Raw genomic sequence first — 22788 nt, forward strand, 5'->3', positions numbered from 1 at the left:
GTTCAGGCCATGATGACCGCTGCGTCGCCTTACTGGGCCGGGGTGGCGGCAAGGACGCCACGCCGGATCTGGTCTTCTTCGATTGATTCGAACAGAGCGCGGAAATTGCCCTCTCCGAAACCGTCGTCGCCCTTGCGCTGAATGAATTCGAAAAAGATCGGCCCGATCACCGTCTTGGAAAAGATCTGCAGCAGGATCCGCGTCTCTCCGCCGCCCACGACGCCTTCGCCGTCGATCAGGATGCCGCGGGCCTTCATGCGGTCCAGCGGTTCGTCATGATCCTTCACGCGGCGGTGCGACATCTCGTAATACGTGTCCGGGGGGCCGGGCATGAACGCCATCCCGGCATCAGCGATCTTGTCGGTGCCCGCATAGATGTCGTCCGAGGCGATGGCGATGTGCTGGATCCCCTCACCCTTGTACTCGCGCAGGTACTCTTCGATCTGGCTGTGATCGTCGGTGCTCTCGTTGATCGGGATGCGGATCTTGCCGCAGGGCGACGTCAGCGCGCGGCTGACCAGACCGGTCTGCTTGCCCTTGATGTCAAAGAACCGGATCTCGCGAAAATTGAACGTGTCGTGATAGAACTTGTACCACGTGTCCATGTTGCCGCGGATCACGTTGTGGGTCAGGTGATCCAGGTAAAAGAACCCGAACCCCTCGGGGCGCGGGTCGGGTTCGCCGGTCCAGTCGTAATCCGCGTCATAGGCGCTGCCCGCGTCTCCATAGCGGTCGATGAAATACAACAGCGACCCGCCGATACCCAACACCGCGGGCGCCTCGATCGACTTGCCGGGGCCGGTATATTCGGTCGCGCCCAGCTCCAGCGCGCGGCGCAGGGCGACCTGCGCATCGACCACGCGCCATGCCATGGCCGGGGCGCAGGGTCCATGTTCGGCGACAAAGCCCGCCGCGTGACTGTCTGGTTCCGCGTTCAGCAGATAGTTGATGTCGCCCTGACGGTACAGGGTGATCGCCTTGGTCTTGTGCGTGGCAACGGGAACGAACCCCATCTGGCGAAAGATGCGGTCCAGCACGGCCGGGTTGGGATGGGCGTATTCCACGAATGCAAAGCCGTCCGTCCCGGCGGGATTGGCGGCGCTGATCGTGGCCTTGGGGGCATCGTGGGGAAAGGGTCCCATGGCATTCCTCCTGCTGGTTGACGCCATGATGCGCGCGAAACGGCGCAATATGCTTGCAAAGCCGCCGTACCCGTGGCCAGAATTGCACGGATCGCGCATGATCTGCGCCTGTACCGCACGGATGACGCATGGACCGGTTCGACACTGCCATCCTGACCGCTCTGCAACGCGACGGTGCGTTGGGCAATGCTGCCTTGGCGCAGGTGGTCGGGCTGTCAGCCAGCCAAATCTCGCGCAGGCGTGCAGCCCTGGAGGCCGCCGGCGTAATCGAGGGTTACGCCGCGCGCCTGTCGGCCAGCAAGCTGGGCCACGGCTTTCGCGCGGTGATCCGCGTCAACCTGCGCGGCCATGGCCAGGGGCGCGAGGATGAATTCGCTCGGTTCGTGGCAGGACAGCCGATGATCCGACAGGCATTCTCGGTCTCGGGCGATGCCGACTATGTGCTGGACGTGCGGGCCCGCGACCTCGAGGCGTTCGCCGATTTCGTCCACCGCCATCTGCTGCCGCATCCGCAGGTGGCACAGGTCCGGTCCGAGATCGTCCTGAAAACGCTGAAGGACGAAGGCGGCGTTCCGGTCTGACCATGCGCCCGGCTCATGATCGTGTCGAATACTATGAATTTGCCGATGGGACGCGGAACGCCTATATCACGGGTTGAAACCGAAAGGCCTGATCCATGTCCCTGCCCCCATCACCCGCCTTCGCAGCCCTGAACAAGGCTGCATCCGAACGCATCCTGATCCTGGACGGCGCGATGGGCACGCAGATCCAGGCCTTGGCCCTGGGCGAGGATGACTATACCGGCCACGGGTCGGGCCATGTCTGCCGCCACCACACCGACCACCCCCAGCAGGGCAACAACGACCTGCTGATCCTGACCCAGCCCGATGCGGTCGAGGAGATCCATTTCCGCTATGCAATGGCCGGCGCCGATATCGTGGAAACGAACACCTTCTCCGCGACCACGATCGCGCAGGCCGACTACGGCCTGCAGGACGCCGTCCATGATCTGAACGTCGAGGGCGCACGCGTCGTGCGCCGCGCGCTGGACCGCGCCACGGCACAGGACGGGCGGGCGCGTTTCGTTGCCGGCGCCATCGGCCCGACGAACCGCACCGCGTCCATGAGCCCCGACGTGAACGACCCCGGATACCGCGCCGTGAACTTTGAGGGGCTGCGCGCCGCCTATCTGCAACAGGCCAAGGGCCTGATCGCGGGCGGCGCCGACATCCTGCTGATCGAGACGATCTTTGACACGCTGAACGCCAAGGCCGCCATCTTTGCCTGCATCCAGGCGATGGAGGATCACGGCCATCGCCTGCCGATGATGATCTCGGGGACCATCACCGATGCGTCGGGGCGCACGCTGTCGGGGCAGACACCGACCGCGTTCTGGCATTCGGTGCGTCATGCGAACCCCTGGACCATCGGCCTGAACTGCGCGCTTGGCGCATCGGCCATGCGGCCGCATCTGGTCGAACTGTCGGGCGTGGCAGACACGCTGATCTGCGCCTATCCCAATGCGGGCCTGCCCAACGCCTTTGGCCAGTATGACGAAGGCCCCCTTGATACCGCCCCGCAGGTCGCTGAATTCGCGCGCGCCGGTCTGGTCAACGTGGTCGGCGGCTGCTGTGGCACGACGCCCGACCATATCCGTGCCATCGCCGATGCCGTGGCTGAATTCGCCCCCAGAAAGGTGCCCGCCTATGCTTGATCGTTATCTGCGCCTGTCGGGGCTGGAGCCTTTCGTGCTGACCCCCGACATTCCTTTCGTCAACATCGGCGAACGCACCAACGTCACCGGCAGCGCGCGTTTCCGCAAGCTGGTCAAGGAACGCGACTATGCCACCGCGCTGGAGGTGGCCCGCGATCAGGTCGAGAACGGCGCCCAGATCATCGACATCAACATGGACGAGGGTCTGATCGATTCAAAGGCCGCGATGGTCGAATACCTGAACCTGCTTGCGGCCGAACCTGACATCGCCCGCGTGCCGATCATGATCGACAGCAGCAAGTGGGAGGTGATCGAGGCCGGCCTGCAATGCGTGCAGGGCAAGCCTGTCGTGAACTCGATCAGCATGAAGGAGGGCGAGGACCAGTTCCGCGAGCAAGCGCGGCTGTGCCTGGCCTATGGTGCGGCGGTCGTGGTCATGGCCTTCGACGAGGATGGGCAGGCCGACACCTGCGCGCGCAAGATCCAGATCTGCGAACGTGCCTATCGTATCCTGGTCGACGAGGTCGGTTTCCCGCCCGAGGACATCATCTTTGATCCCAATATCTTTGCCGTCGCGACGGGCATCGAAGAGCACAACAACTATGGCGTCGATTTCATCGAGGCCACGCGGTGGATAAGGGCTAATCTGCCCCATGCGCATGTGTCGGGCGGCGTGTCGAACCTGTCGTTCAGTTTCCGCGGCAATGAGCCTGTGCGCGAGGCGATGCACGCCGTGTTCCTGTACCACGCCATTCAGGCAGGCATGGACATGGGCATCGTCAATGCGGGCCAGCTGGCCGTCTATGACCGGATCGACCCCGCCCTGCGCGAGGCCTGCGAGGATGTGGTCCTGAACCGCCGCTCCGACGGCACCGAACGCCTGTTGGAGATCGCCGAGCGGTTCCGCGGTGACGGCCAGGGGGCCAAGCGTGAAAAGGACCTGACCTGGCGCGAATGGCCGCTGGACAAGCGGCTGGAACATGCGCTGGTCAACGGCATCACCGAATATATCGAGGCCGACACCGAGGAGGCCCGTCAGGCGGCCGCCCGCCCGCTGCATGTGATCGAAGGCCCGCTGATGGCGGGGATGAACGTGGTGGGTGACCTGTTCGGCGCGGGCAAGATGTTCCTGCCGCAGGTGGTGAAATCGGCCCGCGTGATGAAGCAGGCCGTGGCCGTGCTGCTGCCCTATATGGAAGAGGAAAAGCGCCTGTCCGGCGGGACAGAGCGTGAGACGGCGGGCAAGATCCTGATGGCCACCGTCAAAGGCGACGTCCATGACATCGGCAAGAACATCGTCGGCGTCGTTCTGGCCTGCAACAATTTCGAGGTAATCGATCTGGGCGTGATGGTGCCCGCGCAGAAGATCCTGCAGGTCGCGCGTGACGAGAACGTGGACATCATCGGCCTGTCCGGTCTGATTACGCCGTCGCTGGACGAGATGGTTCATCTGGCCAGCGAAATGGAGCGCGAGGGGATGGACATCCCCTTGCTGATCGGCGGCGCCACGACCTCCAAGATCCATACGGCGGTCAAGATATCGCCCAAATATACGCGCGGACAGGCGGTCTATGTGACCGATGCCAGCCGGGCCGTGGGCGTAGCCTCCAGCCTGCTGTCGGACGACCGCAAGGCCGCCTATATCGACGAGATCCGCGCTGACTATGTCGCCGTCGCCGACAGGCACGAACGGTCCGAGGCGTCCAAGTCCCGCCTGCCGCTGGCCAAGGCGCGGGCCAATGCGCTCAAGATCGACTGGACGGGCTATGCGCCCGTGGCCCCGACCTTTACCGGTGCCCGGGTGATCGATGATTGGGACCTGGCCGAGATCGCGCGATATATCGATTGGACGCCGTTCTTTCAGACATGGGAGCTGAAGGGCGTCTATCCGCGAATTCTGGACGACGAAAAGCAGGGCGAGGCCGCCCGCCAGCTGTTCGCCGAAGCACAGGAGATGCTGGCCCGGATCATCGACGGCCAGTGGTTCAAGCCCCGCGCCGTGGTCGGTTTCTGGCCTGCCAATGCGGTGGGCGACGACATCCGCCTGTTCACCGGCGACGACCGGGCCGAGACGCGGGCGATGCTGCACACCCTGCGCCAGCAGGTCACTAAACGCGGCGACCGTCCCAACGTGGCGTTGTCCGATTTCGTGGCTCCCGAGGGTATTCCCGACCATGTCGGCGGCTTTGTCGTGACCGCAGGTCCCGAAGAGGCCGAGATTTCGGCGCGCTATGAACGCGCCAACGACGATTACGGTGCGATCATGGTCAAGGCGCTGGCCGACCGCTTTGCCGAGGCCATGGCCGAGATGCTGCATGAACGCGTGCGGCGCGACTATTGGGGCTATGCGACGGACGAGACGTTTGCCCCCGAGGAGTTGGCGGCCGAACCCTATACCGGCATCCGTCCCGCGCCGGGCTATCCGGCGCAACCCGACCACACCGAAAAGCTGACCTTGTTCAGCCTGCTGGACGCAGAGGCCGCGACCGGCGTCACCCTGACCGAAAGCATGGCGATGTGGCCGGGTTCGTCGGTATCGGGCCTCTATATCGGGCATCCGGACAGCTATTATTTCGGGGTCGCCAAGATCGAGGAGGATCAGGCCCGCGATTACGCCGCGCGCAAGGGCTGGACCCTGGACGAGGCCGAACGCTGGCTGGCACCGGTCCTGAACTATACCAAGCGTCAGGCAGCAGCCGACGCGGCGTGACGACCGGCCCGCATCACTGCGGGCCATTCGTTCAGCCGCGCAGCATCTGGCGGCCCAGAATGTGATCGGCAGCCTTTTCGCCGGTCATGATTGACGGGCCGTTCAGGTTGCCGTTGGTGATGCGCGGAAAGATCGAACTGTCCACGACGCGCAGGCCGTCGACCCCGATCACGCGCAACTCTGGATCGACCACCGCGTCGACATCGTGTGACGCACCCATCCTGGCCGTGCCACAGGGGTGGTACGCCGACTCCGCGTGTTCGCGGATGAACGCGTCGATCTGGTCGTCCGTCTGGATCGCGTCGCCAGGTTGAATTTCATCCCCACGGTAAGGCACAAACGCAGGCGCGTCGAAAATGCGGCGCGTGTGACGGACGCAGGCGCGGAAGTCCTGCCAATCCCCGGGCTGGGACATATAGTTGAAGCGGATCTCCGGCGCCACCGACGGGTCGCCGGATGCCAGCCGGATCGTGCCACGCGAGGTTGATCGCATCGGGCCGACATGGGCCTGGAACCCGTGCCCCTTGGCCGCCGACTTGCCGTCATAGCGCACGGCCAGCGGCAGAAAGTGGTACTGGATGTCGGGATAGTCCTGGGCGTCCGACGACCGGATGAAACCACAGCTCTCGAATTGGTTGGACGCCCCCAGGCCCGTTTTCTGCAACAACCATTCGAGGCCCACACGGCCTTTGCCCAGCAGGTTGTAATACGTGTACAGCGTGATTGGCTTCAACGACTTGTACTGCATATAGATTTCAAGGTGATCCTGCAGGTTGCCGCCCACGCCCGGACGGTCGGCCAGCGGCGTTATCCCGTGTTCGCGCAGGTGATCCGCCGGACCGATGCCCGACAGCATCAGCAACTTTGGCGTGTTGATCGTGCTGGCCGAGATGATGACCTCGCGCGTCGCATGAGCAACCAGAACTTTTCCGTTACGTACGATTTCAACACCGTATGCCCGCTTTCCTTGAAATAGGATGCGGTTTGCAAGGCCGTGCACGACGGTCAACAATCCGGTTTTCTTTGCAGGCCGCAGATAGGCGTTGGCGGCTGACCAACGGCGACCTTTCCAGATGGTCGCCTCCATCGGGCCGAAACCCTCTTGCTGGGTGCCGTTATAATCGTCGGTGCGCGGCCAGCCTGCCTGGTGGCCAGCCTCGATGAAGGTGTTGAACAGCGGATTCTTGCGCTTGCCGCGTGTGATGTGCAGTGGACCGCTGGTGCCGCGCACCGACGATGTGCCGCCGTGCCATGTCTCCATGCGCTTGAAATAGGCCAGAACGCCGGCATAGTCCCAACCCGCCGCGCCGCTATCGGCCCAGTGCTGAAAATCCATAGGGTTGCCGCGAACAAAAACCATTCCGTTTATCGACGATGATCCACCGATGACCTTTCCGCGGGGCGTTGCCAGCGTCCGTCCGCCCAGATGCGGCTCGGGTTGGCTGGCAAATCCCCAGTCATAGCGGCTCATGTTCATCGGATATGACAGCGCGCCCGGCATCTGGATGAAGGGGCCCAGATCGCTGCCGCCGAACTCGATCAGCGTGACGGTCCGCCCCGCTTCGGTCAGCCGATAGGCCAATGCACAGCCAGCGCTGCCCGCACCGATAATGACGTAATCCGCGTCTTTGGCTGCTTTCGGCAGGTCAATAGGGTGCATCGACGCCTCCCATTCCCACATAGACGGATTTGATCTGTGAATAATGCTCGATCGCGGCAGCGGAATTTTCACGCCCCAAGCCCGATAACTTGACGCCGCCAAAGGGCATTTCGACGGGTGTCAGGTTGTACGTGTTGATCCAGCACGTGCCTGCCTCCAGTGCGGCGACCACGCGATGTGCCCGGGTCAGATCCTGGGTGAACACACCCGCAGCCAGGCCAAAGCCTGTACCATTCGCGCGGGCAATGACCTCGTTCTCGTCGACGAAACTCAGCGCGGTCATGACGGGGCCAAAGATCTCGTCAGTGGCTATGGCCATGTCGTCGGTTGCGTCGGCAAAGACGGTGGGCGGGATGAACGCCCCCTCGCCTTCGCCGCCACAGACAAGGCGGGCCCCCGCCTCACGACCGGCGCGGATTGCCGCGCGAATCTTTTCGGCCTGCGCCATGTTGATGACGGGTCCGTGGTTGGTCTCAGGATCCAGCGGATCGCCCATCCGGACGGCCTTTACGCGCTCGGCCAATCGGGCGAGGAAATTCTCCTTGATGCCCTCCTGCACGAAGACGCGCGTGCCGTTCGAACAGATCTGTCCCGAGCTGTAGAAATTCGCCAGGATCGCGGCGCTGACTGCATCTTCCAGATTTGCATCGTCAAAAACGATCAACGGCGACTTTCCACCCAGCTCCATCGTGACATGACGCATCCCCTCGGCGGCGGCGGCATAGACGCGGCGCCCGGTCGGCACCGAACCGGTCAGCGATACCTTGGCGACGTGCGGGTCGGTCGCCAGCGCAGCGCCAACGTCTCCCCGCCCCTGAACGACGTTGAAGACACCTGGCGGCATCCCTGCCGCGATAAATATTTCGGCCAATTTCAATACACCTAGAGGCGTTTCCTCAGATGGTTTGAAGACCATCGTGTTGCCCATGACCAGCGCCGGCGCCGCCTTCCAGCAGGCGATCTGGCTGGGATAGTTCCACGCCCCGATCCCCGCGCAGACGCCCAACGGTTCGCGCCGTGTGTAGGCCCAGTCCGCGCCAAGAGGGATCATCTGCCCGGTCAATGTCGCAGCCAGACCCGCGAAATACTCCAGCGCGGCGGCACCCGATGGCCAGTCGGCCACAAGCGTCTCCTGAATCGGTTTGCCCGTGTCCAGGGTTTCCAGTCGCGCCAGTTCATCGTTACGCTCAAGGATGATCGCGGCGGCGCGCCCCAGGATGCGGCCCCGTGCGACAGGCGCCATTGCCGCCCATTCGGCCTGAGCGGCCTTGGCCACGGCGCAGGCCTGCGCCACCTGATCAAGGGACGCTTCGCGAAGCGTCGCGATCACCTCTCCGGTCAGGGCATATCGGACGGGCACTTCGGCACCCTGACCCTCGACGGGCTGACCCCCGATGAACAGGGAGGCGGTGGGCTGGGCGGAAAGGCTCATGCAAGTGCCTCCTTCAGGTAATCCATGATCGTGTTCAGGGCCGCATCGGCATCGATCGGACCGGGGGTCAGAACCGCGCGCAGATAGACGCCATCGATCAACGCACCCAGGGTTTCGGCAGTGCGCGTTGGGTGATCGGTCAGACCGCGCAGGGCAACGATCAGATTGGATCGCAGGCGTTTGTGATAAACCCGCAGCAACCGCGCAGCCTCGGGTGAGGTCAGCGTCAGCACATAGAAGTTCATCCAGGCGCTGACCGTCTCCCGCTGAAAGTTCTGTGGGGCAAAATTGGCCGCCACGATAGCGTCAAGGCGTCCACGGGGGCCCTGTCCCGGCAGGGCATCAGCCACCGACCGACCATAGGTGCGAAGAATGTGTCGCATGGCCGCAAGAAAGATCTGGTCCTTGGATCCAAAGTAGTGATGGGCCAGGGCCGGGGACATGCCGGCCCTCTTTGCGATCTGCGCGACAGTGACATCCAGCGAGCCCGCACGCCCGACCTCGACGATCGCGGCATTGATCAGCGCCGCTTTTCGGATAGGCTCTGCCCCGAGTTTCGGCATGACTGCACCTTCGGCGGATAATTTCTGTTGCGTTGCCGTTTCCATGTATCGTTAATTGACTGAACAATCAAGAACCGGGAGCCTATCATGACCCTTCCCCGCATCCTCGCGGCCCTTGCATTGACGCCCGCACTGGCATTGCCCGCCGCGGCGCAGGAACCTGACAGTTGCCGGCAGGTGGTGTTTTCCGATGTCGGCTGGTCGGACATCACCGCGACGACGGCCATCGCGTCGACCGTGCTGCAGGCATTGGGCTATGAGACGGAAACCCGCATCCTGTCCGTACCCGTGACCTATACCGCGCTGTCGACCGACGACGTCGATGTGTTCCTGGGCAACTGGATGCCCACGATGGAGGCCGACATCGCCCCCTATCGCGACGCGGGCACGGTCGACACCGTGCGCATAAACCTGACGGGGGCGAAATACACGCTGGCCACCAACAAGGCCGGAGCCGACCTGGGCATCGCCGATTTCGCCGACATCGCCGCGCAGAGCGAGGCCCTGGACGGCAAGATCTATGGCATCGAGCCGGGCAACGACGGCAACCGCCTGTTGCTGGAGATGGTGGCGATGGATCAGTTCGATCTGGGCACATTCGAGGTCGTCGAATCCAGCGAACAGGGCATGCTGGCTCAGGTTCAGCGCGCCGGCAACAGCGACGAGCCGGTCGTGTTCCTGGGGTGGGAGCCCCATCCGATGAATGCCCAGTTCGAGATGACCTATCTGACCGGCGGCGATGATATCTTCGGCCCCGATCTGGGCGGCGCCGAGGTGCGCACCAACACCCGCGCGGGCTATGTCGCCGAATGCGCCAATGTGGGTAAGTTCCTGACCAATCTGGAATTCACCCTGGCGATGGAGAACGAGGTCATGGGCGCGATCCTGAACGACGGTCGGGACCCGATGGACGCCGCCCGCGCCTGGCTGGCGGCCAACCCCGATGCCGCGAACCCCTGGCTGGTCGACGTGACCACCGCGGATGGCAACGACCCGCAGACCGCGCTGGCCGAGGCGTTGGCACAGTGACCCCCGGCCCCGGCGCGATTCCGCCGGGGCCTCCGATCTTGCAAAGGGCGCAGGCATGGAACAGCTGACCGCATGGGTCACCGACACCAAGATTCCGGTGGGACGGACCGCGAAACTGGCCTTTGACTGGCTGAACGCCAACGCGGCCGGGCTGTTCGACGCCATCTCGATCGCGATGGAGGCATTGATCGATGCCGTTCTAGCGGGCCTCGAGGCGCCCCATCCGTTCGTGTTCATCGCCCTGGCGATGGCATTGACCTGGGCGCTACAGCGGCGGTGGGGCACCTGTCTGCTGGTCATGGTGGGGCTGCTGTTCGTGCTGAACCAGGGCTATTGGTCGGAAATGATGCAGTCGCTGACACTGGTCCTGTCGGCCTGCATCGTCTGCATGGCGGTGGGCACGCCCATCGGCATCGCCTGCGCCCACCGGCCACGGCTGTATGCCTGGATGCGGCCGGTTCTGGACCTGATGCAGACGCTGCCGACCTTTGTCTATCTGATCCCGGCGATCGTGTTCTTTGGCATCGGCATGGTGCCGGGGCTGCTGGCCACGGTGATTTTCGTCCTGCCCGCGCCGATCCGCCTGACGCAGCTGGGCATCGCCTCGACCCCGCCCGCGCTGGTCGAGGCCGCGACCGCTTTTGGCGCCACCCCACGCCAGTTGCTGTGGAAGGTCGAACTGCCAAGCGCCCTGCCACAGATCATGGCCGGGCTGAACCAGACCATCATGCTGTCGCTGTCGATGGTCGTCATCGCGGCGCTGGTCGGCGCGTCCGGGCTGGGCGTGCCGGTGGTCCGGGCGCTGAACAGCGTGAACACCGCGTTGGGGTTCGAATCGGGCATGGTGATCGTCGTCGTCGCCATCCTGCTGGACCGGATGCTGCGCATGGAGGGTCGCAAATGAACGCCGTCGAATTCGACCAAGTCTGTATCGTCTTTGGCGATCACCCTGACCGCGCCCTGCCCCTGATGGACGAAGGGCTGGACCGCGACCCCATCAAGACCGAGACGGGCCAGGTTCTGGGCGTCCATGATTGCAGCCTGTCGGTCGCCGAAGGAGAGATCCTGGTGCTGATGGGGCTGTCCGGGTCCGGGAAATCCACGCTGCTGCGCGCTGTCAACGCGCTGAACCCCGTCTGCCGGGGAGAGGTCCGGATCAAGCGCGGCGGACAGATGGTCAGCGTGACCGCCGCGGGCAGCCGTGCCCTGCGCGACATCCGTCTGCGTGACGTGGCGATGGTGTTCCAGGCATTCGGCCTGCTGCCGTGGCGCAGCGTGCGCGACAATGTCGGCCTGGGGCTGGAGCTGGCCGGCATGTCAAAGGCCGAACGGCGCGCAAAGATCGACGGCCATCTGGCGACGGTCGGCCTGTCGGAATGGGCCGACCGCAAGGTGGGAGAGCTGTCGGGCGGCATGCAGCAGCGGGTGGGCCTGGCCCGTGCCTTTGCGACCGAGGCGCCGATCCTGCTGATGGACGAACCCTTCAGCGCGCTGGACCCGCTGATCCGCGCCCGCCTGCAGGACGAGCTGTTGGAGCTGCAGGCCAAGACCGGGCGGACCATCATCTTTGTCAGCCACGATCTGGACGAGGCGTTTAAGCTGGGCAACCGCATCGCGTTGATGGACGGCGGCCGTATCGTGCAGATCGGCACCGCGCGCGAGATCATCGCCAACCCGACCAGCGATTACGTTGCCGATTTCGTGGCCCACATGAACCCGCTTGGCGTGCTGACCGCCGAGGATATTGCCGAACCCGGCACCGCCGAGGGCGAGCCTGTGCCCCGTGACATGCCCGTGCGTGCGGTGATGGGCCTGCTGGCGGATCGGGCAGCCCTGCCCGTTCAGGGCGGGGGGCGCATCACGCAGGCCGCCGTTCTGGCGCGCCTGATCGACCCGCGGGGCTAGCTGTTCTGCAAGTCCCGGTGGTATCGGACCAACAGCGCCAGCCCAAGCGCGAACAGTCCCAGACCCAGCCCGAAGACATAGACATAGCTGACGTATTCACCGGCATATTGCGGATAGAACGACCTGCGCATCTGTCCGATCACATGGATGAGGGGGTTCCACCAAAGCCAGTCCTGATAGGGCTGGGGCACGTCATCAAAGATGAAGAAGATGCATGACAGCAGGAAAAACGGCTTCATGAAAATTCCCCACAAAGGCTGCCACCAGTTGACCGCCTCGAACATGAAGCAGTTCATGACGCCGATTGCGGCACCCGTCACCACGACCATCGCCATGGCGATGGCGATCTGATCCATCTGCGGGTCGGTCCGTGTCTCTGACGTCAGAGTGATCATGGTAAAGATCACCGTGGCCACCATCAGCTGCGTGATCGCACTGAAGGCGATGCGTGCCAGCAGTGCGTCCATGAAAGTCACCGCCGGATAGGACAGCAGGGCCATGGAGTAGCGCACCGAACCGGCGACCTTGCCGGAAATGTCCAGGTACCCCAGGAACGGCACCATTCCGGTCGCATAGAACATCGCAAAGCTGGTCCCGATCGGCGGCAGTGCGAATGTCACCGAAAAGATCAGGGTCAGCAGCATGATCCCGCCTGCCGGTTCGGCGATTGCCCAGAAATATCCGCCGGTGGCGCGGCCGTTGCTGGTCTGCATCTCGCGCAGGACCAGTGCAGAGATGGCCCGCAGGCTGGCGAAACTGCGGTGCTTGCGCACCTCTTTCAGGACGCGCGGCGCTGCGGCGGTTGCTGTGCGCTGTGGAAGCGGTGCTGGCGTCGGGCCGTGTCGGGGTGTGTTCGTCTGGGACATGCGGATCACGAATGGCGCCGGGGGCGCGTTTGCGCTGCTCACGATTCCGGCAACGGATCGGTGCTGGAACTGTTCTGCGCGCTTATGTATGACAGCGCCAGCAAGATCAACAAGGCAGGCGGGGTAAGCGCATGTCCGCCCAGGACCCGAATTCCGGACCCCATGACAAGACGACCCCCGGTGCAGCCGCACCGCAGGCCGGTCCCCACCCCCCGGCCCAGGGCCAGGGACCTGCACAGGGGCAGGCTGGACAGGGGCAGCAGCCTCGACCCCAGGGGGCGGGTCAGGGGATGAATCGTCCGCTTGCCCAGCAGGGCGGTCCTGTGGCCCATCGTCCCGGTCAGGCGGCAGGCCAGCAGGTCATCCGCCCCGGGCAGCACAATCCGCAGATGCAGGCCCGAATCCAGGCCGCCATGCAGCAGCCCGTTCTTCCGCCCGCCAGCCCCGCCCGCCTTCATCGACGCCATTACGGCATGGCGATCAGCTTTGTTCTGATGGTGATCGTACCGATCCTGCTTAGCGCGATGTACATCTATACCCGCGCATCGGATCAATACGCGTCCTATGTCGGCTTTTCGGTGCGCAGCGAGTCCGCGGCCAGCCCGACGGATGTTCTGGGCGGTCTGGGTTCGCTGGTGGGTGTCACGTCCAGTTCGACCAGCGACACCGATATCTTGTTCAAGTTCATCCAAAGCCGCGATCTTGTCGAGCGCGTTGACGCCCGTATCGACCTGCGCGACGTCTGGTCCAAGGCCCCGAATGACCCGATTTTCGGGTTTCGCGGCGGTGAATCGCTGGAAGATCTGGTCAAGGAATGGGAGCGTAAGGTCCGCATTCACTATGACTCCGGCATGATCGACCTGCGGGTTCTGGCCTTTGACGCCAGTGATGCCCAGACAATCGCCAACGCGATTCTGGACGAGGGCGGCATTCTGATCAATCAGCTGAACGACATCGCGCGCGAGGATGCGCTGCGCTATGCACGCGACGAGCTGGAACGGGCACAGGACCGCCTGCGCGAGGCCCGCCAGGAGGTGACCGAATTCCGCAACCGTTATCAGCTGGTGGACCCCGTCGCCGATGTGCAGGGACAGATCGGCGTCGTCACGTCGCTGCAGCAACAATTGGCGGAACAGCTGGTCGGGCTTGGTCTTTTGCGGGCCAACGCCCAGCCCGATGACCCCCGGATCGATCAGGCAGAGCTGCGCATTCAGGTCATCCGCGACCAGATCGAGGCCGAACGCCAGAAGTTCGGCTCGACCGGCGGAGAAGAGGCCCTGTCCGATGTCGTGGGCCAGTTCGAGATTCTGACCGTCGATCGACAGTTCGCCGAGGCCAGCTATACGGCAGCTCTTGCGAGCTTTGAGACGGCTCGTGCCGAGGCCGTCCGCCAGTCGCGCTATCTGGCGCCTTACATTCGTCCGACCCTTGCACAAGATGCGGAGTTCCCCGAAAGGGCAAAGTTGCTGCTGATGATCGCCGGGTTCCTGACCGTGCTGTGGGTGATCGGCAGCCTGATCTTTTACAGCCTGCGCGACCGGCGATGATCTATCTGCAGAACCTCTGCAAGACGTACACGCTGAACGGCAAGCACAAGGTGGTGGCCGACGACATCACCGCCACGTTTCCGTCCGGCGTGTCCGTCGCCCTGCTGGGACGCAACGGTGCGGGCAAGTCATCGTTGTTGCGGATGATTTCCGGGGCAATGCTGCCGTCGTCGGGCAAGGTGCTGTCCACGGGCACGATCAGCTGGCCGGTCGGCTTTGCCGGGTCGTTCAGCGGAGAGTTGACGGGCGAACAGAACTGCCGGTTCGTTGCGCGCATCTATGGTGTCGACACCGAGGAATTGCTGTATTTCGTCGAAGATTTCGCCGAACTGGGCGACCACTTCAAGTTGCCGATCCGGACCTATTCATCGGGCATGCGGTCGCGTCTGGCGTTCGGTCTGTCGATGGCCGTCCCGTTTGACACCTATCTGGTCGATGAGGTTTCCGCCGTGGGTGATGCGGCCTTTCGCACCAAATCCAACCGGGTCTTCAACGCGCGCATGTCGAATGCCGGGGCAATCGTCGTGGCGCATTCGATGGGAATGCTGCGGCAGACCTGTCACGCGGGTGCCGTTCTGGAGCAAGGCAAGCTGACGTTCTATCCCGATCTGGAAGACGCCATCGCCGCACATATGGCCAACATGGAGCAAGCGCAGGCCGACTGAGCTTTGCCAGCTTCATGACGTCCCGGTGACGCCGTTTCTGCAGGGGTGGCGCATCCGTGATTGACCCGATATTGATTTGAATGAATTTGGCGCGACATTCGGCAAGGTCATATCATGAAAATCATCGTACTGGGTGGAGACGGTTTCTGCGGCTGGCCCACCGCCCTGCATCTGTCTGCCCGCGGCCACGACGTCGTGATCGTAGACAACCTGTCGCGTCGCAAGATCGATGTGGAACTGGAGGTCACGTCGTTGACCCCGATCCGTCCGTTGGGCGAACGGGTCAAGGTCTGGGCCGAACTGACTGGACGCGTCATCGGGACGGTGAATCTGACCGTCGGTCAGGACTATGATCAGTTGTTGTCCCTGCTGAACCGCGAGCGCCCCGACGTGATCGTGCATTTCGCGGAACAGCGCGCTGCACCCTATTCGATGAAATCCGCGCGCCACAAACGGTACACCGTCAACAACAACCTGAACGCCACGCATGACGTGCTGGCCGCGATCGTCGAATCAGGTCAGGACATCCACCTGGTGCATCTGGGCACGATGGGCGTCTATGGCTATGGCACCGCGGGGATGAAGATCCCGGAGGGTTATCTGGATGTGACCGTCCAGACTGCCAAAGGGCCCCATGATCAACAGATCCTGTACCCGGCGAATCCCGGCAGCATCTATCACATGACCAAGACGCAGGACGCGTTGTTTTTCTTTTATTACGCCAAGAACGACCGTCTCAGAATCACCGACCTGCATCAGGGAATTGTCTGGGGCACGCAGACCGCCGAGACGCAGATGGACGAACGGCTGATCAACCGGTTCGACTATGACGGCGATTATGGGACGGTGCTGAACCGGTTCCTGATGCAGGCGGCCATCGGCTATCCGATGACGGTGCATGGCACAGGTGGCCAGACACGGGCCTTCATCCATATTCAGGACAGCTGCCGCTGCATCGAACTGGCCATCGCGAACCCGCCCAAGCGCGGCGATCGGGTGCAGATCCTGAACCAGATGACGGAAACCCACCGCGTCCGCGATCTGGCGGAGATGATCGCGGACCGCACTGGAACCGACATCGCGTACCAGAAGAATCCGCGCAACGAGTCCGATGAAAACGACCTGCACGTGGTCAATGACAGCTTTCTGGGGCTGGGCCTGCAGCCGATCACACTGGCCGAGGGGCTGATGTCCGAGGTGCGTGACATTGCCCGCAGATACGCCGACCGCTGTGATCGCGACAAGATCCCCTGCATATCGCAATGGCGCACGGCCGACGCAGCCGAATAGGGTGACCGGAGGCGGACTATCCGCCCCCGCCGCAGGATCAGGCCAGAAACGCTTTGAGGTCGTCCAGCAGACGCTCTCCATGTGTGGCTGTCAGCCCGTGCGGGGCATTGTCGTATTCGATCAGCTTTGCCGTCGGCACCATGCTGGCCATCCGGTGCGCTGTGGCGCCGATGGGCACGATCTTGTCCGCGGTCCCATGCACGACCAGCGTTGGCAGGGTGATCTGCGCGACATCGGCGGTGAAATCGGTCATGCCAAAGGCCGTCACGCATTCGATCGTGGCGCGCGGGCTGGCCATCATCGCCATGCCCTGCGTCCAGTCGAGCACCGCCTGACTGACGCCGCCCAACAGTCCTTGGCCATAGAACTGCTTGGCGAAATCCTGCAGGAAGGCGGGACGGTCCTTGCGCAATCCGTCGCGCATTCCCTTGAACAGGTCGGCAGGGGCACCTTCGGGATTGGCGTCGGATTTCAGCAGTGCAGGCGCGACCGAGGAAATGAACCCCAACCGACCGACCCCCTTGGCACCGTGACGCGAGACATAGCGGGCGACCTCTCCGCCACCCATGGAGAATCCGATGATGGCAGCATCGGTCAGCCCAAGGCCGCCGATCACCGCGGCCAGATCGTCCGACAGCGTGTCATAGTCATAGCCGTCCCACGGCTGTTCCGACCGGCCAAAGCCGCGGCGGTCATAGCTGATGACGCGGTATCCGGCCTCGGCCAGACCCATGGCCTGCGTCTCCCAGCTGTCGGCGGTCAGGGGCCAGCCGTGGATCAGGACGACGGGGCGGCCCTGCCCCCAGTGCTTGACGTAAAGCTGCGTGCCATCTTTTGCGGACATCATCGGCATGGTGCGTTCCTTGGTCGGTGGTTCGCCCAAGGAACGCGTCGGGGCCATGACAGGTTCGCCCGGCCCCGATCACTGTTCTGTCGACGCTATTGCACCCGCGCCCAGGTCTGGCTGCTGCACAGCAGACCACCCGCGATGCAGCCCGACAGGCTCATCCGGTCGCCGGCGACGGCGGCCTTGCCAGCATAGACCTTGTCGTTGGACGGGCGCCATACGCGGCCCGCATAATCGCCGCCGCCACTGGGTGCCATGTCGATGACGATCTGGCGGCCCAGGTTGGGCGACTGGTATTCGGTGCTGTCCCGGAACGTCCGGGTGATCGTGCCGCAGAACGCGCCGCCACAGGGGGCGACGGTGACATGGGCGAACGCGCCCTCGTCGGGTTGGGTCTGCCAGACCCCTTCGATCGGGTCGGCGCTTGCCGCCCCTGCCGCCAGCGCGAGTGCGGCGGCCAGAATGATGTGACGCATGGGTCTCTCCTCCTCAGGATGGGGTCAGATTGCGCGGGCCGCCGCTGTCCGGGCAAGCATGACGTCAGGTCCCTTGCCGTTCCCGCCCGCCCCGTGGCAAAGGAGGCGCAACCCTTGATACCGGAGCGTGCCGCCATGATCCTCTATCCCGCCATCGACCTGAAGGACGGCAACTGCGTGCGCCTGCTGCGCGGCGACATGGATGCCGCCACAGTCTTCGGCAGCGACCCCGCCGCACAGGCCCGCGCATTCCAGGACGCGGGCGCCGAATGGCTGCATCTGGTCGACCTGAACGGCGCGTTCGAGGGCAAGCCCGTGAACGCCGCCGCGGTCGAGGCGATCCTGGCCGCCACAGACATCCCGACCCAGCTGGGTGGCGGCATCCGCGACATGGCGACCATCGAATCCTGGCTGGACCGTGGGCTGACCCGCGTGATCCTTGGCACCGTCGCCGTCGAAAACCCCGACCTGGTGCACGAGGCCGCGGACGCGTTCCCCGGCCGCATCGCGGTGGGCATCGATGCGCGCGCCGGGCGGGTCGCCACGCGGGGCTGGGCCACGGAAACGGACGTGAACGCCACCGAACTGGCGCGCCGGTTCCAGGACGCGGGCGTCGCCGCGATTATCTATACCGACATCGACCGCGACGGCGCGATGGGCGGCCCGAATATCCACGCGACCGAGGCGCTGGCCCGCGCCGTCACCATTCCGGTGATCGCATCGGGCGGGGTGTCGTCGCTGGCCGACCTGCAGGCGCTGGCCGACACGCAGGTGATCGCAGGCGCCATTTCCGGGCGGGCGCTGTATGATGGCGCGCTGGACCTGCGCCGGGCGCTGGCCGCGCTGGCCTGATGCCTGGGGGCCTCTGGCCCCGCCCCTGTCGCTGCGTTAGAACTCAGGGCTGAACAGCCCCAGCCAAAGGCCCCGCCGATGCTCAAGACCCGGATCATCCCCTGCCTGGACGTCGCCGATGGTCGCGTGGTCAAGGGCGTGAACTTTGTCGACCTGATCGACGCGGGCGACCCTGTCGAGGCCGCGCGCGCCTATGACGCCGCAGGCGCCGACGAGATCTGTTTCCTGGACATCCATGCGACGCATGAAAATCGGGGCACCATGTTCGATCTGGTGACGCGGACGGCGGAACAGTGCTTTGTGCCGCTGACGGTGGGCGGCGGCGTGCGGACGCACGAGGACGTGCGCGCCCTGCTGTTGGCGGGCGCAGACAAGGTCAGCTTCAATTCCGCGGCCGTGGCCGACCCCGACGTGGTGGCAGCCGCCGCCGACCGGTTCGGCAGCCAGTGCATTGTCGTGGCGATCGACGCCAAGTCCGTGGCGGATGGCCGGTGGGAAATCTTTACCCATGGCGGTCGCAAGCCCACCGGCATCGACGCGGTCGAATTCGCGCGGCTGGTCGAGGCCAAAGGCGCGGGAGAGATCCTGCTGACGTCGATGGACCGCGACGGCACGCGGTCGGGGTTCAACCTGCCCCTGACGCGGGCCATTGCCGATGCGGTGAACGTGCCGGTCATCGCTTCGGGCGGGGTTGGTACGCTGGATCACCTGGTCGAAGGCGTCACCGAAGGCCATGCCAGTGCCGTTCTGGCCGCCAGCATTTTTCACTTTGGCACCCACACTATCGCCGAGGCCAAGGCACACATGGCTGCCGCCGGCATTCCCATGAGGCTGACATGACCGCCCTGCACCGCCTTGCCGCGACCGTCCAGAACCGCAAGACAGCCGAACCCGACAGCAGCTGGACCGCCAAGCTGCTGGCCAAGGGCCCCGAAAAATGCGCCGAAAAATTTGGCGAGGAGGCCGTCGAGGCGATCATAGAGGCGGTCAAGGGCGACCGTGCCCGCCTGACGTCGGAGGCCGCTGACGTCATCTTTCATCTGCTGGTCATGCTGGCCGCGCGCGACGTCACGCTGGACGACGTCGAGAAGGAACTGACGCGGCGCGAAGGCATATCGGGTCTGGCCGAAAAGGCCGCCCGCCCGGGGAACTGAATGAGCAAAGCGCGAGGGAACCCTTCCCCTTGGGCAGGCACAAGGGCTATAAGCCCCGCAATCGCCGCGCATGGACGCGGCCCGACCTGAACACGTCAGAGGATGGCATGAGCAACGATTCCCACAACGACAAGCATCACGAGGGCGACGTGGCCTTCATCCGCTCGCTGGCCGAGCTGCTGAATTCAAGCGAACTGAACGAGATTCAGGTCAAACGCGAATACGGCGAGCATGACCGCCTGACGGTCAGCCTGACCAAGCAAGGCAAGCAGGTCGTCTATGCCCAGAGCCATGCCGCCCAGTCCGCCCCCGCCACACAGGCGCCCGCGCCGAGCCCGGCTGCGGGATCCGCGCCGATGCCTGCAGCCGCAAGCGCCGATCCGGCCAGCCTGCCCGGCGCGGTGACCTCGCCCATGGTGGGCACCGCCTATCTGTCGGCAGAACCCGGTGCGGCCGCGTTCGTGACAGTCGGCCAGTCCGTGGCCGAAGGCGATACGCTGATGATCGTCGAGGCGATGAAGACCATGAACCACATCCCCGCCCCCCGCGCGGGCACGGTGCGCCGCATCCTGGTCGATGACGGCAATCCGGTGGAATTCGGCACCCCCCTGATGATCGTCGAGTAAGCGCATGTTCGACAAGATCCTCATCGCCAACCGGGGCGAGATCGCATTGCGCGTGATCCGCGCCTGCCGCGAGATGGGCATCGCCTCGGTCGCGGTCCATTCGACCGCCGATGCCGATGCGATGCATGTCCGCATGGCCGACGAATCGGTGTGCATCGGCCCGCCGTCATCGACCCACAGCTATCTGTCGATGCCCGCGCTGATCTCGGCCTGCGAGATCACCGGGGCGCAGGCGATCCACCCGGGCTACGGCTTTCTGTCGGAGAACGCAGGATTCGTGCAGATGCTGGAGGACCACGGCATCACCTTTATCGGCCCGCGCGCGGAACATATCCGTATCATGGGCGACAAGATCACAGCCAAGGACACCATGAAGGCGCTTGGCGTTCCATGCGTACCTGGCAGCGATGGTGGCGTCGATGACGTCGATCAGGCCAAGGCGGTGGCGGCCCAGATTGGCTATCCGGTCATCATCAAGGCGACGGCGGGTGGCGGCGGCCGCGGCATGAAGGTCGCCGAAACCGAAGCCGGCCTCGAGGTCGCGTTCCGCACTGCGCGATCCGAGGCCAAGGCGGCCTTTGGCAACCCCGACGTGTATCTGGAAAAATATCTGCAAAGGCCCCGCCATATCGAGATTCAGGTCTTCGGCGACGGCAAAGGCCGCGCCGTTCACCTGGGCGAACGCGACTGTTCGTTGCAGCGCCGCCACCAGAAGGTTCTGGAGGAGGCCCCCGGCCCGGCCATCACCCCCGAACAACGCGCCCGCATCGGCAGGGTCTGCGCCGACGCCGTGGCCAAGATCGGCTATTCCGGCGCCGGCACGATCGAGTTCCTGTTCGAGGATGGAGAGTTCTATTTCATCGAAATGAACACCCGCCTGCAGGTCGAACACCCTGTGACCGAGGCGATATTCGGGGTTGATCTGGTCCGCCAGCAGATCCGCGTCGCCGCCGGTCTGCCGATGGAGTTCCACCAGGAGGATCTGGTGATCAACGGCCATTCAATCGAGGTGCGGATCAACGCGGAAAAGGTGCCCGGCTTTTCACCATGCCCCGGCAAGATCACCCAGTACCATGCACCGGGCGGACTGGGCGTGCGGATGGATTCGGCATTGTATCAGGGCTATTCGATCCCGCCCTATTACGACAGCCTGATCGGCAAGCTGATCGTGCACGGCCGTGACCGGGACGAGGCATTGGCGCGCCTGTCGCGTGCGTTGGGTGAGCTGATCGTGGACGGGGTCGACACGACCGTGCCGCTGTTCCGCGACCTGCTGGCCGAACCGGACATCCAATCGGGGAACTATTCGATCCACTGGCTGGAACGCTGGCTGGCCCGGCACTACGCATAGGGGTCCGATGCTGACGCCAGCGCAACTGCTGACCGGTTACGCGCGGGGCGTCTTTCCGATGGCCGAAAGCGCGGATGACGACCGCCTGTACTGGTTCGACCCCCCGATGCGGGGGGTCCTGCCAGTGGGCGGCATCCATGTCTCTAGGTCGCTACGGCGAGATTTGCGGCGCGGCGGATGGTCTGCGCATATGGACTGTGATTTTGCGGAAATCGTCGCCGCCTGTGCGAACCGAGAGACCACTTGGATCAATGCGCCGCTTGCCGACCTGTACCAGGCACTGCATGGGGCAGGTCATGCCCACGCCATTGAAATCCGCCATCACGGGGAATTTGCCGGAGGCATTTTTGGGGTGACACTCGGCGGAGCATTCTTTGGTGAATCGATGGTTTCGGCACAGGAAAACGGGTCGCGCATGGCACTGTGGTGGCTTTCATCACATCTGAGACGGTGCAATTTTTCGCTTTTTGATACGCAGTTCCTGACGCCACATCTGGCGCGAATGGGCGGCAGCGAGATACCAAGGAAAACCTATCGGATGCGTCTGACATCTGCGTTGCGCCGCAAGGCTGACATCCGTGCCGTTGCATTGGAGTCAGCAAAGGCGCTTGCAGATCAGCCCTGACAACTCATGACCCAGACATCATAGCGCGCGTCGTCCAGTGCCGACAATGCCGGCGCGCTGGCAATCATCCAGCCGCTGAAAACGGACGCATTCTGGCGCAAATCGGTAATCGTAAGCTGCGCGAACGCGTCAGAACTTGGGTCGCCAGCCGGGTACCGGCATTCCCCCAACCTGATCTCCAGACGCCCATATCTGACGGCCTGCCCGATCTGCAGCGGCAGCTCAGTCGTCCGTCCCGATACCTTGTCCAGCCCTCGCAACATCGCACCCTGCGCACGGGCGGTTTCTTGAGCAGCAAGCGGTGATGCGATCAGCATCAAGCACAACATGAGAC

General features: G+C 64.0%; 23 protein-coding genes. 15 read left to right on the forward strand and 8 right to left on the reverse strand.

What is annotated here, in order from left to right; all coding sequences use genetic code 11:
* Window positions 1-29: 29 nt before the first annotated feature.
* Window positions 30-1142, reverse strand: coding sequence for a 4-hydroxyphenylpyruvate dioxygenase (hppD, locus tag ACJJVR_RS15455; RefSeq protein ID WP_405405878.1), 1113 nt, complete (start codon window positions 1140-1142; stop codon window positions 30-32).
* Between the two features lie 128 nt (window positions 1143-1270).
* On the opposite strand from hppD, the gene ACJJVR_RS15460 reads away from it, so the two are divergent.
* From ACJJVR_RS15460 to metH, 3 genes are all read left to right on the forward strand, one after another.
* Window positions 1271-1723: an Lrp/AsnC family transcriptional regulator gene (locus ACJJVR_RS15460; RefSeq protein ID WP_405405880.1), complete on the forward strand. Its 453-nt coding sequence runs from the start codon at window positions 1271-1273 to the stop codon at window positions 1721-1723.
* A gap of 95 nt (window positions 1724-1818) precedes the next feature.
* Complete coding sequence (locus ACJJVR_RS15465; protein ID WP_405405882.1) at window positions 1819-2856, forward strand: homocysteine S-methyltransferase family protein; 1038 nt, start codon at window positions 1819-1821, stop codon at window positions 2854-2856.
* Window positions 2849-5566, forward strand: a complete 2718-nt coding sequence (gene metH / locus ACJJVR_RS15470; protein ID WP_405405884.1) for a methionine synthase — start codon at window positions 2849-2851, stop codon at window positions 5564-5566. Before ACJJVR_RS15465 ends, metH begins: the two co-directional genes overlap by 8 nt.
* Window positions 5567-5597: 31 nt before the next feature.
* Here metH and betA read toward each other — a convergent pair whose 3' ends face one another.
* Genes betA through betI form a run of 3 tightly spaced genes read right to left on the reverse strand, consistent with a single transcriptional unit; the run spans window position 5598 to window position 9221 of the window.
* Window positions 5598-7226 (reverse strand): choline dehydrogenase, encoded by a 1629-nt coding sequence (gene betA, locus ACJJVR_RS15475; protein ID WP_405405886.1) that lies wholly within the window; start codon window positions 7224-7226, stop codon window positions 5598-5600.
* Complete coding sequence (gene betB, locus ACJJVR_RS15480) at window positions 7213-8658, reverse strand: betaine-aldehyde dehydrogenase (protein WP_405405888.1); 1446 nt, start codon at window positions 8656-8658, stop codon at window positions 7213-7215. The genes betA and betB overlap by 14 nt, the downstream gene beginning before the upstream one ends.
* Window positions 8655-9221, reverse strand: coding sequence for a choline-responsive transcriptional repressor BetI (gene betI / locus ACJJVR_RS15485; protein WP_405405891.1), 567 nt, complete (start codon window positions 9219-9221; stop codon window positions 8655-8657). Before betI ends, betB begins: the two co-directional genes overlap by 4 nt.
* 87 nt (window positions 9222-9308) lie before the next feature.
* Here betI and choX point away from each other — a divergent pair, with 87 nt between their 5' ends.
* From choX to choV, 3 genes are read left to right on the forward strand one after another with little or no spacing between them, the layout of a single operon-like run.
* Window positions 9309-10250, forward strand: coding sequence for a choline ABC transporter substrate-binding protein (choX, locus tag ACJJVR_RS15490; RefSeq protein ID WP_405405893.1), 942 nt, complete (start codon window positions 9309-9311; stop codon window positions 10248-10250).
* A gap of 55 nt (window positions 10251-10305) precedes the next feature.
* Window positions 10306-11154 (forward strand): choline ABC transporter permease subunit, encoded by an 849-nt coding sequence (gene choW / locus ACJJVR_RS15495; protein ID WP_405405894.1) that lies wholly within the window; start codon window positions 10306-10308, stop codon window positions 11152-11154.
* A complete protein-coding gene (gene choV, locus ACJJVR_RS15500) occupies window positions 11151-12155 on the forward strand; it encodes a choline ABC transporter ATP-binding protein (RefSeq protein ID WP_405405896.1) in 1005 nt (334 codons plus the stop codon). The genes choW and choV overlap by 4 nt, the downstream gene beginning before the upstream one ends.
* Here the strand turns inward: choV and ACJJVR_RS15505 are convergent.
* Window positions 12152-13063 carry an ABC transporter permease gene (locus ACJJVR_RS15505; protein WP_405405898.1) on the reverse strand — a complete coding sequence of 304 codons (912 nt, stop codon included), beginning with the start codon at window positions 13061-13063 and terminating at the stop codon, window positions 12152-12154. The genes choV and ACJJVR_RS15505 overlap by 4 nt on opposite strands.
* 248 nt (window positions 13064-13311) lie before the next feature.
* Here ACJJVR_RS15505 and ACJJVR_RS15510 point away from each other — a divergent pair, with 248 nt between their 5' ends.
* From ACJJVR_RS15510 to ACJJVR_RS15520, 3 genes are all read left to right on the forward strand, one after another.
* Window positions 13312-14568: a sugar transporter gene (locus tag ACJJVR_RS15510; RefSeq protein ID WP_405405899.1), complete on the forward strand. Its 1257-nt coding sequence runs from the start codon at window positions 13312-13314 to the stop codon at window positions 14566-14568.
* A complete protein-coding gene (locus ACJJVR_RS15515) occupies window positions 14565-15233 on the forward strand; it encodes an ABC transporter ATP-binding protein (RefSeq protein ID WP_405405901.1) in 669 nt (222 codons plus the stop codon). The genes ACJJVR_RS15510 and ACJJVR_RS15515 overlap by 4 nt, the downstream gene beginning before the upstream one ends.
* Window positions 15234-15347: 114 nt before the next feature.
* Window positions 15348-16523, forward strand: a complete 1176-nt coding sequence (locus tag ACJJVR_RS15520; protein ID WP_405405902.1) for an NAD-dependent epimerase/dehydratase family protein — start codon at window positions 15348-15350, stop codon at window positions 16521-16523.
* Between the two features lie 37 nt (window positions 16524-16560).
* On the opposite strand, the gene ACJJVR_RS15525 is transcribed toward ACJJVR_RS15520, so the two are convergent.
* Window positions 16561-17376: an alpha/beta fold hydrolase gene (locus ACJJVR_RS15525; RefSeq protein WP_405405904.1), complete on the reverse strand. Its 816-nt coding sequence runs from the start codon at window positions 17374-17376 to the stop codon at window positions 16561-16563.
* An 86-nt stretch (window positions 17377-17462) separates the two neighbouring features.
* Complete coding sequence (locus ACJJVR_RS15530) at window positions 17463-17846, reverse strand: DUF2147 domain-containing protein (protein ID WP_405405906.1); 384 nt, start codon at window positions 17844-17846, stop codon at window positions 17463-17465.
* A 135-nt stretch (window positions 17847-17981) separates the two neighbouring features.
* Here ACJJVR_RS15530 and hisA point away from each other — a divergent pair, with 135 nt between their 5' ends.
* From hisA to aat, 6 genes are all read left to right on the forward strand, one after another.
* Entirely contained in the window at window positions 17982-18698 is a 717-nt protein-coding gene (gene hisA / locus ACJJVR_RS15535; protein ID WP_405406473.1) for a 1-(5-phosphoribosyl)-5-[(5-phosphoribosylamino)methylideneamino]imidazole-4-carboxamide isomerase, read from the forward strand.
* 78 nt (window positions 18699-18776) lie between these two features.
* Window positions 18777-19538 (forward strand): imidazole glycerol phosphate synthase subunit HisF, encoded by a 762-nt coding sequence (gene hisF, locus ACJJVR_RS15540; RefSeq protein ID WP_405405908.1) that lies wholly within the window; start codon window positions 18777-18779, stop codon window positions 19536-19538.
* A complete protein-coding gene (locus ACJJVR_RS15545) occupies window positions 19535-19852 on the forward strand; it encodes a phosphoribosyl-ATP diphosphatase (protein WP_405405910.1) in 318 nt (105 codons plus the stop codon). The genes hisF and ACJJVR_RS15545 overlap by 4 nt, the downstream gene beginning before the upstream one ends.
* Before the next feature lie 107 nt (window positions 19853-19959).
* A complete protein-coding gene (gene accB / locus ACJJVR_RS15550; RefSeq protein WP_405405913.1) occupies window positions 19960-20478 on the forward strand; it encodes an acetyl-CoA carboxylase biotin carboxyl carrier protein in 519 nt (172 codons plus the stop codon).
* 4 nt (window positions 20479-20482) lie between these two features.
* Window positions 20483-21829 (forward strand): acetyl-CoA carboxylase biotin carboxylase subunit, encoded by a 1347-nt coding sequence (gene accC / locus ACJJVR_RS15555; protein WP_405405915.1) that lies wholly within the window; start codon window positions 20483-20485, stop codon window positions 21827-21829.
* 7 nt (window positions 21830-21836) lie between these two features.
* Entirely contained in the window at window positions 21837-22454 is a 618-nt protein-coding gene (gene aat / locus ACJJVR_RS15560; protein WP_405405917.1) for a leucyl/phenylalanyl-tRNA--protein transferase, read from the forward strand.
* Here aat and ACJJVR_RS15565 read toward each other — a convergent pair.
* A complete protein-coding gene (locus tag ACJJVR_RS15565; protein WP_405405919.1) occupies window positions 22445-22771 on the reverse strand; it encodes a DUF2155 domain-containing protein in 327 nt (108 codons plus the stop codon). The genes aat and ACJJVR_RS15565 overlap by 10 nt on opposite strands.
* Window positions 22772-22788 lie beyond the last annotated feature (17 nt).

This window comes from Paracoccus sp. Ld10, from assembly GCF_045064235.1.
Classification (GTDB): domain Bacteria; phylum Pseudomonadota; class Alphaproteobacteria; order Rhodobacterales; family Rhodobacteraceae; genus Paracoccus.